The following is a 15,780-nucleotide window of genomic DNA, read 5'->3' as shown; positions in this document are numbered from 1 at the left end:
CCGCTCCGCTCCACGCCGCGTCGACGGAGTCGAACGTCACCCATGCCAGGTGGTCACTGGAGCGGGAGGTGCTCGACGACCGGGTCGAAGCACGACGCGGCGCCGTGGGCGGCGATCCCGGCGCCGAACGTGTTCCAATCGAAATACCCCAAGAGCGCGAGGTTGTTCGCGTCGATGGCGGCGAGGTAGGGGTGGCGCGGGACCACGTCGGGCCCAGGCTCGCAGCTCGTGTGGCGCGCGGGGACGGCCCAGACGACGCTGGGGGTGCCGTCGGATTGGACGAAGGTGCGGAGCTGGGTCTTGAAGGCCGGACTGGCGAAGCCGATGACGAGGTTCGGGCGGAGCTCCACGAGCGCACGCTCGGCGTCCGAGGCTTGGTAGAGAGGCTTGTGTTTGTACGCGGGGGTCTCCGTGATGAGGGAGGAGGCGAGCCCGATGACGACCTGGGTCCGCTCATGGACCGTCACCGTGAGCCCGGGGCCGTCCGCCATTTCCCCCGCGGCGAAGACCTGATCGAACACGAACGTGCGTGTCGGGGGCATGCCGTCGCCCGGCCCCTCGGGGAGACGGTAGTGGGAGACGAGCTTCAGTGCCGGCATCGGCGAGAAGCCGAGAACGACACCGAGCTTCTCGACGAAGGCGCGCGCGCCGCGTGGCGACAGCTCGGGGACCCGGAGCGTGCCCGAGGTCGTGGACCAGAGCGCCTCGACGCGATACGGCGGGTCGAATTGCCGCTCCACCCGATACCCCAATAGCGTCGGCGGGAAGACCGGATCCGGCGTGCTCTTGGGGGCCGGCGCAGGCGGAGGCTCCTGGGAGGCTTTCAACGCGGCGGCGCGTTCGGCGTGGCTTATCCCTCGCAGGGAAACCTCGCACACGGGCGCGTACTCCTTGAACATCGGATCTCGCCGCCGCGCGCCGGCCGACGGGGCGTAGCCGACGACGAGGAGCACGAGGAGCACGAACGGGGGTCGGCGGGTGGCGGTCGCTCCGGAGGTCATTGGAGGGGGAGGTGCTCGACGACCGGATCGAAGCAGGACTCGCCGCCGTGGGCGACGACTCCCTCGTGAAATAGATTCCAATCGAAATACCCCAGGAGCGCGAGGTTGTTCGCGTCGATGGCGGCGAGGTAGGGGTGGCGCGAGTCCGGGGCGTGCCCCGGTTCGCAGCTCGTGTGGCGCGCGGGGACGGCCCAGACGACGCTGAGCGTGCCGTCGGCTTGGGCGAAGAGGCGGAGATGCGTCTTCGTGAAGGGAGATCGAAAGCCCACGACGAGGTTCGGTCGAAGCTCGAGGAGCGCGCGCTCGGCGTCCGAGGCGGAGAACAACGGAAGGTGCTTGTGGGCGTCGGACTCCGAGATGAGCGACGAAGTGAGGCTGATGACGGCTCGCGTGCGCTCGTTGACCTCGATCTCGACGCCCGGGCCGTCGGTCATGGTGCCGGCGCCGAAGGCCTGATCGAACACGAACGTACGTATCGGCGGGGTCGTGCCATCTTCGCTCGCAGGCGCGTGGGTGTGTTTCTCGAGCTTCAGCGGAGGCATCGGCGCAAAACCCAGAATCCCGCCGAGCTGGGCCGCAAACGTCCGCGCGCCTGCGGGAGAGAGCTCGGGCAGCCGAAGCCCTGCGCCGCGCTCGGACTCGAGCGCCGACACGCGAAACGGTGCCGTGCGGTGTCGCGTGACCTTGTAGCCGAACATCGTGCTTGGAAAGACGGGCACGGGGGGTGGAGGTATTGCCTTCGGCACCTCGGCGAAGGGGGGCGGCTCGAACGGAATGGCGAGGTCGTCTTTGCTGAGCCCCCGCTGCGATACGGGGCATACCGGTGCCACTTGCGAGAACCCCTCCGAGGGAGACTGCGCGAGCGCGGACTGTACCTGCAAGAGACTGAGCCCCGCGAAGGCGAGGAGACCGATGGCGGTGGAGGGGCGGCTGCGCATGACGAGACCTCGGAAGGGTAGCAGTGGGCCGTGGGAGACGCCCGACGACGCGGGGCGATGGTCAGGAGCCTCGCTGGCCGGACGACCTGCCTTTCGTGGTGGAGGTCGGCGCGGGGCACGGGGGCGTTGCCAAGAATCGACGTGGAGGGAGTCGATTTCCGGAGAGCATGGAGCCGCAAGCGCTTCTCGCGCGGGGAGCTCGAACCTCGGGGTGCGTCCATGGGCACGGAAGCCCGGTCGAGACCGCCTCTTCGGCCCGTCAACGGGCGCCGAAGCCGGTCCGGACCGCCTCTTCGGCCCGTCAACGGGCCCGGAAGCCGGTCCGGACCGCCTCTTGAGCCCGTCAACGGGCGCGAAAGCCGGTCGGCACCGCCTCTTGAGCCCGTCAACGGGCCCGGAAGCCGGTCGGGACCGCCTCTTGAGCCCGTCAACGGGCGCCGAAGCCGGTCGGGACCGGCTGTTTTAGCCGAAATCTGGGGTGTGGCCTCCGCGGCGGCGCCTCGAGTGCCAGGCGACGGGTCGCGTCCTCGCGAGGACCGTTTCGTTCCGGCAAGCGCTCGTCTTCAGGCGGTTCGGACGACCTAGGGATCGTCTTGCGTCGCCCCTGACTTAGATCATAGCGTCTTCGCCTGGGGGGAGCGTCGCGGTGGCGGTCCGCCCGTGGAGAAAGGACCGTGCGATGGCATTGATCGATTTGACGACCCCCGAGATGGTCGACGTCTCGGGCGCTTGGCTCGACGCCGGCTCGCCCGAGGGCAAGGTGATCTCGCGGGCGAAGGGGCTCGTCCCGCTGCTCATGTTCGTGCGTGAGGCCCACGAAGGGCTGCTCGCGTCGCAGGTCGTCGCGGAGAGCCCGCACGCCGCGCGCATCAAAGAGCTCACGCAGACGAACACCGAGCTCGACCGGGATCACGATCGCCACGTGCGCGGCAGCATCCTCCTCTTGGAGGCCCTCGCGCTCCTCGCCAAGAGCGACAAGCGGCGCGCGGCGTACCGAGCGACGTCGCTCGCGCTCTTCCCCGACGGCGCGTCGACGACGCAGCTCTCCTACTCGGCCGAGGCCGGCAACGCGGCCATGGTCGACGAGCGCCTCAGCGACGCCCACAAGAAGACGATGGCCACCATCACCACGCCCGAAGGCTCCCTCCCCGAGATCGTGGGCCGCTGGAAGAAGGTGGCGCGCGCGCTCGGCGAGTCCGACAAGGAGCGCACGCGGCTCATGGAGGTCAAAGCCGACGGCACGACGAAGTCCGACGGCATCCAAGCGCGCAACGCGTGGATCCGCGCGGTCGACGTGTTCCGCCGCGCCATCCCCATGGCGAAGCTCTCCCCGGAGGACGTGACGACGATCCTCGCGACGCTGACCAAGTCCGAAGAGCGCGGCAAGAACCGCGGCGGTGGGGGTGGCGGCGGCGAAGAGGGGGGCGAGAGCGGTGAGGGCGGCGAGGGCGGCGAGCCCACCGGAGGCGGCGAGGGCTGACGGTCGCTTCCCGCGCGCTGGGTAGGCCAACGGGCGGCTCGACGGGGCGAGGCTCGCGTGCCACCGTCCCTTCATGAAGGCGCTCCGCTTCTTCCTCGTGGTCGGGCTCGTCGCGGGGGTCGGGTGTGCGCTGCCGCCGTCGCGTGAGGCGGCGTCGGGCGGGGCGCACCACCCGAGCTCCGCGCAGGAGATCGAAGCGTCGTCCGCGCCCGAGACGTGCGACCGCACTCGGACGATCGAGCTTCGGCGCACGCTCGCCGATGCCGTGGAGGAGGCGCGTATCCTCACGTGTGCGGCGGGGACGGTGCGCGTGACCGTCTCGCGCCGCGAGCGCGTGGAGCCCACCGAGCCCGCGAGCGACCGCGGCGACGACGTCGCGGAGGGGGTGACGAGCGTCGCGGTGTTCCGCGCGCTCTACGCGCAGGCCGCGACGAACGCCGCCTCGCTTCGCTGCCCCGCGCTGCCGAGTGACCTGCGAGCCGCCCCTCGGGACGCCATCGTGCTGCGCGCGGGCGGTGCGGGCGGCCGCGCGGTCGTCTGCGGCCTCGGTCCGGGGGGCGACCTTTGGGCTCCGTGGATCGCAGAGGCCGTCCGGAGCACGACGCTGGCGCATGGGGACCAAGCACCCACGGGGGAGCACGTGTGGCAGGACGAAATACGGTACGGGTGGCGCGGCCCGCGCCGCTGAGGTGAGCACCACCGCGTGGCTCTCCCCTCACCCGAGGGCCTCGCGAATGCGCACGAGCACCGCGGGCAGCGCACGCTCGACGTGCCACGCCTTGACCCGCAGCACCTGCACCCCGTACCGCGCGAGGTACGCGTCTCGCTCTCGGTCGCGCCACTCGCGGCCGACGTGGGAAGTGCCGTCGACCTCGACGACGAGCCGCGGCTCGGGGGCGAAGAAGTCGACGATGGTAGCGCCGAGGACGACTTGGCGCCGGAATTTGACGCCGAGACGCCGCCCCCGCAGCGCGTCCCACAGGATGCGCTCCGACGCGGTGGGGTGACGCCGCGAGTGCTGCGCGCAGGGCGTAAGGAAGTTGCGCTCGTGACGAAGTGACGGAAAGAGAAACCTCATATGGACCTCCGGGTCGGCGAGAGCGCCGGCTTCGTGCCCACCGGCGCAGACGCCGTGACAGCGGCGAAGATCCGACTCGCGACGCACCGAGCTGCCGCTGGCGCGGCGTGTGCGCCACAGCACGCAGCCGGCGCTCTCGTCGGCCCGGAGGGCGTGGTGCTCTCCAAGCGAAGGTGCCCCCACTCGCAGGTGCTCTCCGCGCGAAGGTGCCCCCACTCGCAGGTGCTCGCATGGAAAGGTGCCCCCACTCGCAGGTGCTCGGCCTACCGGCCTGCGCGCCTGCGGTCTCCCCCAAGTGTCGAGCTCCGCTCGCCACGGGGGAGACGCAGAGCTCGTGACGCGCACGGCCCCCTCGAGCGAGCCACGAGGGTCGCGGGCTCTTCACCTCCCCCTATCCGCTCGCAGGCTTTGCGCAAGCGAGTGAACGCGACGTGACGTGGAGAAGCAAAGCCGAGAACGGATTTTGGGGGAGGTGTCGGGCGCGCAGGCCGTTAGGCCGAGCACCCGGCGGTGGGGGCACCTCCCCCTCCTCCCACTCCCCCTCACTGCCCGTCGATGCAGATCTCCACGCGGCTCACGATGAGCGTGCCCGAGGGGCCGCCGGGGGAGATGCGGAGGAGGACGCCGGGGTTGCCGGGGCGGAACGCGGCGGTCGCGTCGGCCACGTACCAGCGGTACGGCGCGACGTTCGAGACGAAGCCGCTCGGGGTCGCGCCCGTGCCGTCGAACGACTGCCACGAGAACGAGCCGCCCGCGGTGGTGTTGAAGCTGCGGCCGAGGATGGCGAGGCTCACCTTGCGGATGGTCGAGATGCGCGCCGTCGACAGCTCGACGTCCATGAACACCGTGCCGCCCATCTCGAGGCCGCCCACGCCGAGGAACGTGTCGGTGAACACGGGCTGGTATCCGACGGCGCCGCGGCTGTACGCGCCGGCCTTCCAGCGAGACGCGTCGGGGAAGTTGTTGAGGTCGTACTGCACGTACGCGCGCGAGCTCGGCCCATTTCCGGCCCAGCGGAAGCGCGCGGCGTAGGTGCCGGTCGCGCCCGAGATGCACCCGCCGGGGAGCACGCCGCCGCCATCGGAGCCACCGTCGGAGCCGCCGTCGGACGCGCCGCCGTCGGACGTGCCGCCATCGGACGCGCCGCCACCATCGGACGTGCCGCCATCGGAGGCGCCGCCGCCGTCCGAGTCACCGCCGTCGAGCGCGCCGCCGCCGTCCGAGTCACCGCCATCGGAGGCGCCGCCGCCGTCGTTCGAGGAGCCGCCGTCGAGGGAGCCGCCGCCGTCGTTCGTGGTGGTGCCGCCGCCGTCGTTCGAGGAGCCGCCCGCGTCGTTCGTGGTGGTGCTGCCGCCGTCGCTCGAGGCGCCCGCGTCGTCGCGCCCGCCCGGATCGCCGCCCTCGCCGGGGCACTCGTTCGCGTCTTGGCAGGGCGGGCTGCCGCACCCGAGCGCGAGGGCGACGAGGAGCGACGGGAGCGTGCGGCGGAGGGAGAGGAGCTTCAAGGCCCCTCATCGTACGTCGGCGCCGCGCCCGATCTTCCTCGTTCGAAAGCCGGGTCGCCCCGGGAGGGAAACCCTAGGGGATTCGAGTGGTTTCGATCGCCTGCGGCCGTGTCTTGCCGCCTCTCTACGGCTCCCTCTTCCCCACCGTGAAGGCGAGCGCGGCCACGGTGCACGCGAGGCGGGTGCCGGCGCGTCCTCGGCCGAGCGCGGGGCCCGGGTCGAGCTTCTCGTGGGCGACGAGGTCCTCGACGGCGCCGATTTTCCCGTTCCGGAGGCGCTTCGCGGCCGCGCGCAGGCACGTGATGCGGTGGCCTTCGGCGACGAGGCCTTCGCGCACGGCGAGGTTCGTGGCGTAGTGGCCCCACGTGACGAGGTGATCGGTCGGGCGAAAGAAGCGCGCCGCGGCCTCGCGGGCCACGTCGAGGTCGAGCCCCGCGGAGAGCTCCTCGGCCGAGAGCCGGGTGTGCCCTACGGTGCCGGACGCGAGGGGGCCGCGCGGCCTCACCACGAGATCGAGGCGCTCTCCGGTCATGGGCCTCACGGCGACGAGCTGCACGAGCTCGTCCGGCGGGTGCACGGCGCCCTTCTTGGCCTTGTACGGCCACGCGTTCGCCTCGGCCACGACGCACACGCACCTCCCCTCGGACGCGTCGGCGACGAGCTCGGGGAAGAACCGGGGGGCGCGTGGGCCGAGGCTCCGCGCGCGCTTTTTTCTAGGGTTTCGCCCGTCGGCCTCGCGGGCGAGCTGGTGATCGACCATGGCGCGGAACGGCGCGAGCAGGCCGTCGTAGGTGGCGTCACGTTCGAGCACGCGGAGGGCGTGCGCGACCGACTCGATCGTCGAGACGTACGCGGGCCTCGGCTCGCGTCGGATGCGGTACTCGCTGGGCTTGTCGGGGGTGAACGCGACGCGGGGCAGGGAGGCGAGGCGCGGGTTTCGTTTGAGGAGGGTCTTCGACTGAGGCCACGTGCCGTCGAGCACGACGAGAGTACGCGGAGAGCCCGCGAGCGCCTCGAGGGGGAGCGCTCCTTCACCCGGGTAGAGCAGCACGGCGGGCCGCGCCGGATCCTCGAGGCAGGCCGTGACGGCGGCGTCCTCGTCGACCGCGATCCCGACGAAGAGCGCGCTCCCCTCGAGGCACGCGTGCGTGATGGCCGCGGTGCCGATGGCGGTGCGCTCCTCGCGGGGGTGCTGCACGATGACCACGCGGGTCGTGGGAGACCGGCGCACGAGGTGGGCGCAGATGCACACGGACTCGGGGCGCTCGCAGCCCGCGCAGGTGCGGCGGGGCTCGCGTGGGGTGGGCGTGATCATTCGTCCGGTTCGCCGTCGAGGAGGGCGACGAGCCTCGCGGGTGTGACGGCGGGCTCGGGCTCGAAGGGCGTGCCGCGTTTGACGAGGTACGCGCCCGTCCTCGGGTCGACGGGCAGGTTCGCCTCGATGGGGTAGTACCGGTTGTGGGCCTCGACGAGGGCGTTCACCTTCGAGAGATCGAGCGTCGCCGCGAGCGCGAGGGCGGCGTCGTGCCGCGAGGCGGGCGAGGCGAGCGAGGCGGGACCGAGCTTCGAGAGGGCCTCGCGGAGGTGCTCGGTGAGGTCCTCGAGCAGGTCCTCGATGCGGCGCTTGCGCGCGGCGTACGACGGCACCCCGATCGTGAGCGCGCGGATCGACTCGGCGGTGCCGAGCGAGAAGTTCCGGGGGAGCTTCGCCGTGAGAAGCTCGGGAGAGACGGCCTTGTCCTTCGCCATCGGCGCGGAGGGTAGGGAAACCGGGCCCGCGCGGCTACCCCTTGGCCGACCTTTCCGTACCCAACGTGCCGCTCAGTGCGCCAGCACGAGGGTCAAGAAGAACGTCGTGATGGCGATCGTGGTGAAGCACACGACGGCCTCGTGGAACGACGGAGGGGCCTCCGCGTAGGCGCCCCGCACGGCGCGTCGGATCCGGGAGATCATGGTGCCTGCACGCGAGAGCCCGCGCGCGACCGACCCGCTCTCGACGAGCTCGACGGAGGGCTCGGGGTGGCGGACCGCGTGCGGAAACCCGGGCGAAACGAGGGTCTTCGGGTGCGGCGCGCGGTGCGGAGGGAGGCTACGGACGTTCGTGGAAGGCATGGGGGAGTGCATCGTCGAGGCTCTCGGCTGTCGAGGAGTGCAACGCCGGTGCCACCCTGACGGTTCCATGACACGGCCGAAAGGGCGGGAAATCTCGGGATGATGGCCGGGATCATGGGGGGCGTGGGCGGCGTGCCTGCCGCGCGAGGATCGAATCGATCGCCCCGGGCTCCAAGCGCTCCGGCGCTCCAAAGCGCTCCAAGCGATTGACACGCGTGCTCGTTCGTTGGAAATCCTCGGCGTGAAGCGCGATCTCCCGCTCCCCGAGCGTCTGGCCGAGAACGTCCGTGCGCTGCGTGAAAAAGCGGGGCTCACCCAGGCCGAGCTCGCGAAGCGCGCGGGCGTACCCCGCGCGACCTGGGCGCACCTCGAGTCGGGCGCGGCGAACCCGACGTTGGCCGTGCTCGACGCGGTCGCGCGGGCGTTCCACGTCTCGATCGAAGAGCTCGTCGCGCAGCCCCGTGGGGCGGCCGCCTACTTCCCGCGCGAGGAGCTCGTCCTCAAGCGCCGGGGGGACGCCGAGGTCAGGAAGCTCCTCCCGGAGCCGCTCCCGGGCGTCGAAATCGACCGGTTCGGGCTGCCCCCGGGCGCGCGCATGGCCGGGGTGCCGCACCTCGAGGGCACCCGCGAGTACCTGATGTGCGAGAAGGGCGAGATGGAGCTCGTGGTGACCGGCGAGACGTACCGCCTCCGCGAGGGGGACGTGGTCGCGTTCCGAGGCGACCAGCGCCACGCGTACGCGAACCCCGGTCGAACTCCCGCGGTCGGCTATTCGGTCGTGCTCATGGTGCGCTGAGACGCACCGCCGCTTTAGGCCATCATGACCGCTGACGTGGGTGCGCCGAAGCGCACCCGTTCGATCACCACTGCCCGTAGGCCGAGAGCGTGGCGCCGCCGTTCGGGCTCGGCGCGAGGCCGACTTGGAACGGGGGCTTCCAGGTGCTCACCTGGTCCGGATCGCGCGAGCGGAAGGTGAGCGCCGCACCCACACCGATGCCGGCGAGGCCGCCGAGGGCGTTGGCGATGAGGCCGTGGCGCGGGTCGGAGTCGCTCCCGATGTAGAACGGGTACACGAGGCAGCCCGCGAGCGCGCCGAGGGCGTAGCCGGCCCACATGGCCTTCATGCTCGTGTACGAGGGCGTCCAGAAGAAGGAGAGGGCGCCCGTACCGGCGATGCCTCCGTTGTAGAGGAGGAGCCCGAGCACCGCGGCCGGATCGGCGGCCTTCGGGAAGTCTCCCGTGCCTGCGCCGAGGCCCAAGGCCGCGCCGGTGAGGGCACCCCACGCGCCGCCGCTCGACACGAAGAGGAGCGTGCGCGGGTCGGGGCGGGCGAACTCGCCGAAGAAGTAGCCGCCGATACCGCCGCCGGTGGCCCCGAGGAACGTGAGCGCGCCGTAGGCCCCGACGCTCCAACGTTCGCCGCGATCGCCGGCCGTGAGCTGCCACTGCGTGCCGCTGATCGCGACGCCCTCGACGGCGCCGAGGAGGAGCCCCGCCGAGATGCTGGCCGGCACGCCCCGGTGGAACGGCGCGTAGTAGTCGACCGCGAACATGGCGCCCGGCACCGCGAGGCCGAGCGTGATCGGCGCGATGACGGCGATGCCCGGATCGGTGGTCTTCGCGAGCAGGTCGATGGCGACGCCGGTGCCCACGCCGTACGCGGCGCTCGTCCCGATGAGGAAGCCGAACTCCCCGTCGCTTCGCTGAGCGTTCCGCGGGGGCGGCGGCGGAGGCTGCTGCGGGTACGGCTGCTGCGGGTAGGGCTGCTGCGGATACGGTTGGGGATACGGCTGCTGCTGCGGGTAGGGCTGCTGCGGATACGGCTGCTGTTGCGGGTACGGTTGCTGCGGGTAGGGCTGCTGGGGGTAGGGCTGCTGCTGGGGGTAGGGCTGCTGCGGGTAGGGCTGTTGTTGCGGATAAGGCTGCGGGTAGGGCTGCTGCGCGCGCGCCGACGTCTCGCCGAGCACGGCGGTGGCCGCGAGGGCGGTGAGCAGGGCGGGCGCGAACCGGCTAAAGAAAGCGTGCTTCATGAAGGTTCCTCGTCTCGGGCGCGGAAAGGTCATGTGTCGAACTCGTCGCCGAGCTCGCGGGACATCAAATCGCGGACGGCCTGGGCCGCGGGTTTGTCCTCGTAGAGGACGGCGTAGGTCTCTCGCACGATGGGCATCTCGATGCCCAGCTTCTTGGCGAGATCGAAGGCGCTCTTGGTGGTCTTCACGCCCTCGGCCACGTGCCCGAGGCTCGCCAAGATCTCCGGCAGCTTGCGGCCACGGCCGAGCTCGACGCCGACGGTTTTGTTGCGCGAGAGCTCTCCCGTGCACGTCAAGACGAGGTCGCCCATGCCGGCGAGGCCCGCGAGGGTGAGGGGCTCACCGCCGCGCGCCATGGCGAGGCGCACGACCTCCGAGAGGCCACGCGTGATGAGCATCGCGCGCGTGTTGTGGCCGAAGCCGAGGCCCTCGGCCGTGCCCGAGGCGATGGCGACCACGTTCTTGAGGGCGCCGCCACACTCGACGCCGACGATGTCCCGGCTGCCGTAGGTGCGCATGTAGGAGGTGTGGAACCTTCGCATCACGGTCTCGCGGACGCGGTCGTTCTTGGAGGCGATGACGACGCCCGTGGGCAGCTCCGCCGCGAGCTCCTTCGCGAACGAGGGGCCGCTGAGGAAGGCGAGGTTCTTCGCGTGCGCGGGGGAGAGCTCGGCCTCGAGGATCTCGTCGACGAACATGAGCGACTCGTTCTCGATGCCCTTCGTGGCGCTCACGATGGGCACGTCGGTCGGGAGGCTCGGGGCGGCGAGGCGCGCGAGCTCGCGCGTGGCGTGGCTCGGGGCGACGAAGACGACCATGGTGGCGCCGTCGAGGCAGGCGCGGAGGTCGTGCGAGGCGGTGAGCGTCTCGGGCAGGTGCGCCGTCGGCAGGTACTTCGGGTTCGAGCGCGTCGCGTTGATCTGCATCGCGAGCTCGGGCGCGCGGCAATAGAGGGCGACCTCGTCCCCCTTGTCGGCGAGGACACGGGCGAGCGCCGTACCCCACGCCCCACCCCCCAAGACCGCGACCTTTCCCGCATTCCCCGTGTGGACCATGGGCAAGAACAGTACAACGATCGCCGCGGGCGAAGTAGCGCTATGCTGCCGTCTCCCACGCCACCCCCTACTTTGGCCAACTTTGCGCTCCGGAGGCCACAGCGGCCACGCGATCCGAGCGCCCCGAGAAGCCCGCCGTGCGCCGAACCCTCGTCCTCCTCGCCCTCCTCGCCATCCCCTCCGCGGGCTGCAGCTCATGCGGTGTGTGCAGCTTCAAAGGCACACTCAACGACCCGTCCTCGCGGACCATGCGGAGGTCCATGCTGAAGGCCGGCATGGGCGAATTCTGCAAGCAGATGACCTCGCGCAGCGCGCCGCTCAAGCTCTCCGACGACACCCCCGTCATCGGCCGCTTCTACCCGCGCTCGTGCGCCGAGCGCGAGATGGACAACGGCGACCTCTTCGTCGACTTCCAGGGCGAGGGGTACGCGTACACCAACGTCTCGAAGAAGATCACCTTCAAGATGCAGGGCGCGGTCCAGTACAACCAAGACTTCCTCGTCGCCGAGCAAAAGTGCGACATCTACGCGTATTTTCGGCCGCGCCAGGTGCGCTCGTCGAACTTCACGCTCGGCAAGATCGAGAGCCAGACCGCGAGCTTCTTGAACACGCTCGCGCCCGTCGGGGAGACGTTCGGTCGCCAGCTCGTGTCCCAGAAGCTCGCCGAGGGCTTCACGGTCATCCACGACGAAGAGGGCAACGACGAGGTGTCCCTCGGGATCGTCGAGCTCGGGAAGACGCCCTTCCGCGCGTTCAACATGCACGGCCAAGATCGCCTGGTGCTCGAGAACACGCGCACCGAGGTGCACCAGAACCAGCGTGACTTCCTCGGCCCGTTCGAGATCACGGGGGACGGCCAGGCCCTCTTCGTGCGGGCCCAGGTCGAGGGCGCCCCCCAGCTCGACATGTTCGTCGTCCCGAGGTTCGAGGGCGAAGCGTCGCTCCGGCTCTACCTCGACTACCCCTCGGCGGGCCCCCTCGCGCAGAACCCGGGCATCGCCGACGTGATCCGCCAGGGCCAAGAGTACCAGCGGGGCTTCGTGCTCCCGAAAGGCCAGTACTACGTGATTGTCGACAACACGCCGACCGCTGGCGTAGTGAACCCGCCTCAAAACGTGCTCGACGACCGCGCCGCGGTGGTGAGCTACGCGATCTCGGTCGGCGAAGCCCCGTGAAATCCACCAACGAACCTGTCGACGATTCCGTGCCCGGCGAGCCCTCGAGCGAGGGGCCCTCGGCCGTGGTGTCCGAACCACCTCCGAACGGCGAGGCGAGCGCGGCCACCGACGCGAGCGCGGCCACCGACGCGACCGACGCGACCGATGCGACCGATGCCGAGCCCGCCGAGGTCGCCGCGAGCCCTGCCGAGGCCGGCGGAGAGGGCGCCCCCGAGGCGGCGCACGTCGACGGAGAGCCCGCGGCCGCCAAGGCGAAGCGCCGGAAAAAAGCCCGTGACGAGGCCGCGCGCGAGCGCCTCCCGCCCATGCGTCGTGGGCTCCGCACCGTGTACTGGGCGGCCTGGTTCGTCCTGGCGCCGTTCGTCCTCGCATGTGTGCTCGTGTGGGCGGCGACGCCCTCGAGCGGCGAGGTCCTCGAGGGAGGCCTCTCGGCCCTCCGCGCCTTCGTGCGGGAGCAGCCCGTTCCCGTGGGCATCGCGTCGCTCACGCTCTTCGAGCTCGCGTTCTGGATGGCGCGGCATCGTCTCCCGCTCGCGCGGCACGCGTACACGCCCCTCCCGGCCGGCGTCTCGGAGAACCTGAGGAGCGCGTTCGAGCGCGCCCGCACCCTGCTCGACGAGGCCGAGGCCATCCTCGAGGAGAACCGCACGGCCCTCACCAAAGAGCTGTCCTCGAAGGAGCGCGCGCGCCTGCGCGAGAGCCTCGACGAGCTCGACGGGGCCATGCACGACGCGCCCTTCCAAGAGCGTGTGTTCGTCGATGCGCTGCTCCGCGCCGACGGCGAGGTCGAGGTGCGCCTCGGCCGGTTCCGCAAGAGCGAGGTGCGCGAGTACCTCGAGAGCATCTTCGTCGCGATCGCGGTCGCCCTGTGCCTGCGCGCGTTCGTGGTCGAGGCCTTCAAGATCCCGAGCGGCTCGATGATCCCCACGCTGCAGGTCGGGGATCACATCTTCGTGAACAAGTTCACGTACGGGCCCGCCATCCCGTACACGCGGACGCGCCTCTTCGCGAGCATGCCGCCGGACCGCGGGGACGTCATGGTGTTCGCGTTCCCCGAGCACCCCGAGCAAGACTTCATCAAGCGCGTCATCGCGCTCCCGGGCGACAAGCTCGAGGCGCGTGGCGGGCACCCCATCCTCAACGGGTGGGAGGTGCCGAGCTGCTTCGTGGGCCTCTACACGTACACCGAGGGCGAGCCCATCCCGAGCAAACACGAGGGCGATCTCTTCGTGGAGTTCTTGGGCGACGAGGCCTACCTCACCCTTTACGACCGCTACGCCGGCGGCCTCAACGACTACCAAGGCCCGTACATCGTGAAGCCCGGCGAGGTCTACGTCATGGGCGACAACCGCAACAACAGCCACGACTCGCGCATGTGGTTCGGCGGCCAGGGCGGTGGCGTCCCGTTCGAGAACATCAAGGGCCGCGCGCTCTTCGTGTGGCTCTCGGTCGGCGAGCAGGGCATGGCGTGGTCGCGCCTCGGCGCGCCGGTCATGGGCAAGCCGCGCCTCCCCCCGGACATGAAGGGCCTCGAGCCGGGCCTCGACAAGTGCTTCCGCGAGCGCCCCTCGCTCGACAAGACGAGCCCACCCCCAGGGAAGGCCCCGTGATGCGCCGAACCGTCGTGCTCGCCGGCTCCTCTCTCGTGCTGGCCCTCTCGTTCGGGTGCGGTCACGTCGAGCGGGCCGCCGCAAAGGATCCTCAGAAGTGCGAGCGGGATCCCAAGTGCCAGCGGCGCGATCGCATGAACGACTGCTCAACCCAGTGCGTCGACGATCCGGCATGCATGGATCGCTGCCAGCAATTCAACCAACAGACGGGCACGGGCGGGCGCTGACGGACCGTGCTCCGTCCACCGGACGCGGGGACGTCCAGGCTGGGGTATGCGGTAAGTGCCCGAAGTGGTTGAAGAATCATAGCGCGTGAGCGTGGCGCGAGGGTTGCTACGATGAGAGCATGCGGCATTCTCTTCGTGGGGCTCAGGTCGTCTTCGGGCTCGTTCTCGCGGTCGCGGCGGTAGGCGCGTGCGGCACGTCCGGAGGCGGCGGTGAGCCGGTCGGGGCCGACGGAGGCGTGGCCGTGGCCCCGCAGGTCACCTTCCACAAAGACGTGGCCCCGATCCTTCAGCAGAAGTGCCAGGAGTGCCACTCGCAGGGCGGCATCGCGCCGTTCTCGCTCGTCACCTACGCCGACACGAAGGATCTCGCCGAGCTCGTCGTCGAGAAGACCAAGTCGCGCGAGATGCCGCCGTGGGGCGCCCTCGACACCGACGAGTGCAAGCCGCGGCTCCCTTGGAAGGACGATCTCCGCCTCTCGGACGCCGAGCTCGCGACGCTCGAGGCCTGGCGAAAGGCCGGCGCTCCCGAGGGAGACGCCAAGGACGCACCACCGCCGCGGGTCTCGGCGGGCGGGAAGCTCGCGGGGGCGCGCGAGCTCGTCCCCCCGACGACGTTCTCGGCGACCGGGAAGACGAACGACGTGCTGCGCTGCTTCGTGATGGACCCCGCGATCGCGGCCACGACGTACGTGACGGGCACGCACTTCGTGCCGAAGAACAAAACCATCGTGCACCACGCGCTCGCCTTCGTGATCCCGAAGGACGCGAAGACGCCCGGGGGCGCGACCGAGTACGACTGCCCGGGCGGACCGAACGTCGAGAGCGCGAGCCTCATCGCCGCGTGGGCCCCGGGTGGCGTCCCTTCGACGTACCCGGCCGGCGTCGCGCTGCCGCTCGAGCCGGGCAGCAAGATCGTCATGCAGGTGCACTACCACCCGCACGCGAACGCGACGCCCGAGCCCGACGCCACGACCTTCCAGATGACGACGACCGACGCGCCCCCGAAGTACGTGGTCGTCCCGCGGCTGCTCGGCAACTTCCGAAACCCCGTCGTGCAGGGCATCGGGCTCATGCCGGGGCCGGCCGATCCGGCCTCGGGCGTCGACTTCGTGATCCCGCCGCTCGCGAAGAAACACACCGAGACCATGACGTTCACGATGCCCGCGCAGTTCAACGGGCGCACGATCGTGCCCATGCGCATCTTGAACGTCGGCGCGCACATGCACATCGTCGGCGTCGACGAGAAGGTCACGATCACTCGCGCGAAGCCCGAGGGCGGCGAGCCCGCCTCCGAGTGCCTGCTCCACGAGCCCCGGTGGGACTTCGACTGGCAGCGCGGCTACGAGATCGACGCGCCCATCGAGAAGCTCCCGCTCATCTCCCCCGGCGACACGATCCAGGTGCGCTGCACCTACGACAACTCGATGGACAACCTGCGCCTCAAGGCCGCTCTCGCCGAGCAGGGCAAACGTGATCCGGTCGAGGTGCGCCTCGGCGAGGGCACGCTCGACGAGATGTGCCTCGCGGCGTTCGCCTTCGTGCGCCCGTTCACGCCCTGAGCGCCGG

General features: G+C 70.7%; 16 protein-coding genes. 7 read left to right on the top strand and 9 right to left on the bottom strand.

The annotated features are described in order from the left end of the window. Positions 1-53: 53 nt before the first annotated feature. Positions 54-1,001 (bottom strand): hypothetical protein, encoded by a 948-nt coding sequence (locus IPK71_29985; protein MBK8217978.1) that lies wholly within the window; start codon positions 999-1,001, stop codon positions 54-56. Continuing rightward, positions 998-1,939 (bottom strand): hypothetical protein, encoded by a 942-nt coding sequence (locus IPK71_29980; GenBank protein MBK8217977.1) that lies wholly within the window; start codon positions 1,937-1,939, stop codon positions 998-1,000. The genes IPK71_29985 and IPK71_29980 overlap by 4 nt, the downstream gene beginning before the upstream one ends. Positions 1,940-2,618: 679 nt before the next feature. Between IPK71_29980 and IPK71_29975 the strand changes: the two genes are divergently transcribed. Both IPK71_29975 and IPK71_29970 read left to right on the top strand, forming a co-directional pair. Beyond that, positions 2,619-3,419 (top strand): hypothetical protein, encoded by an 801-nt coding sequence (locus IPK71_29975; GenBank protein MBK8217976.1) that lies wholly within the window; start codon positions 2,619-2,621, stop codon positions 3,417-3,419. A gap of 73 nt (positions 3,420-3,492) precedes the next feature. Beyond that, on the top strand, positions 3,493-4,107 hold the full coding sequence (locus IPK71_29970; GenBank protein ID MBK8217975.1) for a hypothetical protein: 615 nt from the start codon (positions 3,493-3,495) through the stop codon (positions 4,105-4,107). A gap of 27 nt (positions 4,108-4,134) precedes the next feature. Here IPK71_29970 and IPK71_29965 read toward each other — a convergent pair whose 3' ends face one another. From IPK71_29965 to IPK71_29945, 5 genes are all read right to left on the bottom strand, one after another. Further along, positions 4,135-4,497, bottom strand: coding sequence for a DUF559 domain-containing protein (locus tag IPK71_29965; GenBank protein MBK8217974.1), 363 nt, complete (start codon positions 4,495-4,497; stop codon positions 4,135-4,137). Positions 4,498-5,039: 542 nt separating this feature from the next. Next, a complete protein-coding gene (locus IPK71_29960) occupies positions 5,040-6,002 on the bottom strand; it encodes a hypothetical protein (protein MBK8217973.1) in 963 nt (320 codons plus the stop codon). Positions 6,003-6,126: 124 nt separating this feature from the next. Continuing rightward, complete coding sequence (locus IPK71_29955) at positions 6,127-7,317, bottom strand: DTW domain-containing protein (protein ID MBK8217972.1); 1,191 nt, start codon at positions 7,315-7,317, stop codon at positions 6,127-6,129. Then, positions 7,314-7,751 carry a hypothetical protein gene (locus tag IPK71_29950; GenBank protein ID MBK8217971.1) on the bottom strand — a complete coding sequence of 146 codons (438 nt, stop codon included), beginning with the start codon at positions 7,749-7,751 and terminating at the stop codon, positions 7,314-7,316. Before IPK71_29950 ends, IPK71_29955 begins: the two co-directional genes overlap by 4 nt. Positions 7,752-7,823: 72 nt before the next feature. After that, the gene (locus IPK71_29945) at positions 7,824-8,114 is read right to left on the bottom strand and encodes a hypothetical protein (GenBank protein MBK8217970.1); all 291 of its coding nucleotides are present in this window, start codon (positions 8,112-8,114) and stop codon (positions 7,824-7,826) included. A gap of 241 nt (positions 8,115-8,355) precedes the next feature. On the opposite strand from IPK71_29945, the gene IPK71_29940 reads away from it, so the two are divergent. After that, positions 8,356-8,910: a helix-turn-helix transcriptional regulator gene (locus tag IPK71_29940; protein MBK8217969.1), complete on the top strand. Its 555-nt coding sequence runs from the start codon at positions 8,356-8,358 to the stop codon at positions 8,908-8,910. A gap of 64 nt (positions 8,911-8,974) precedes the next feature. Here IPK71_29940 and IPK71_29935 read toward each other — a convergent pair whose 3' ends face one another. Together IPK71_29935 and IPK71_29930 are read right to left on the bottom strand one after the other, a co-directional pair. Beyond that, the gene (locus tag IPK71_29935) at positions 8,975-10,144 is read right to left on the bottom strand and encodes a hypothetical protein (GenBank protein MBK8217968.1); all 1,170 of its coding nucleotides are present in this window, start codon (positions 10,142-10,144) and stop codon (positions 8,975-8,977) included. Between the two features lie 29 nt (positions 10,145-10,173). Beyond that, entirely contained in the window at positions 10,174-11,199 is a 1,026-nt protein-coding gene (locus IPK71_29930) for an NAD(P)-dependent glycerol-3-phosphate dehydrogenase (GenBank protein MBK8217967.1), read from the bottom strand. Positions 11,200-11,336: 137 nt separating this feature from the next. Here IPK71_29930 and IPK71_29925 point away from each other — a divergent pair, with 137 nt between their 5' ends. From IPK71_29925 to IPK71_29910, 4 genes are all read left to right on the top strand, one after another. Beyond that, complete coding sequence (locus IPK71_29925) at positions 11,337-12,374, top strand: hypothetical protein (protein MBK8217966.1); 1,038 nt, start codon at positions 11,337-11,339, stop codon at positions 12,372-12,374. Between the two features lie 29 nt (positions 12,375-12,403). Then, the gene (lepB, locus tag IPK71_29920) at positions 12,404-13,987 is read left to right on the top strand and encodes a signal peptidase I (GenBank protein MBK8217965.1); all 1,584 of its coding nucleotides are present in this window, start codon (positions 12,404-12,406) and stop codon (positions 13,985-13,987) included. Next, entirely contained in the window at positions 13,987-14,214 is a 228-nt protein-coding gene (locus tag IPK71_29915) for a hypothetical protein (GenBank protein ID MBK8217964.1), read from the top strand. The genes lepB and IPK71_29915 overlap by 1 nt, the downstream gene beginning before the upstream one ends. A 119-nt stretch (positions 14,215-14,333) precedes the next feature. Then, positions 14,334-15,773: a hypothetical protein gene (locus IPK71_29910; protein MBK8217963.1), complete on the top strand. Its 1,440-nt coding sequence runs from the start codon at positions 14,334-14,336 to the stop codon at positions 15,771-15,773. Positions 15,774-15,780: the final 7 nt, after the last annotated feature.

The sequence above is a fragment of the Myxococcales bacterium genome (assembly GCA_016712525.1).
Taxonomy (GTDB): Bacteria; Myxococcota_A; Polyangia; order Polyangiales; family Polyangiaceae; genus JAAFHV01.
This window is presented reverse-complemented; position numbering and strand designations above follow the sequence as displayed.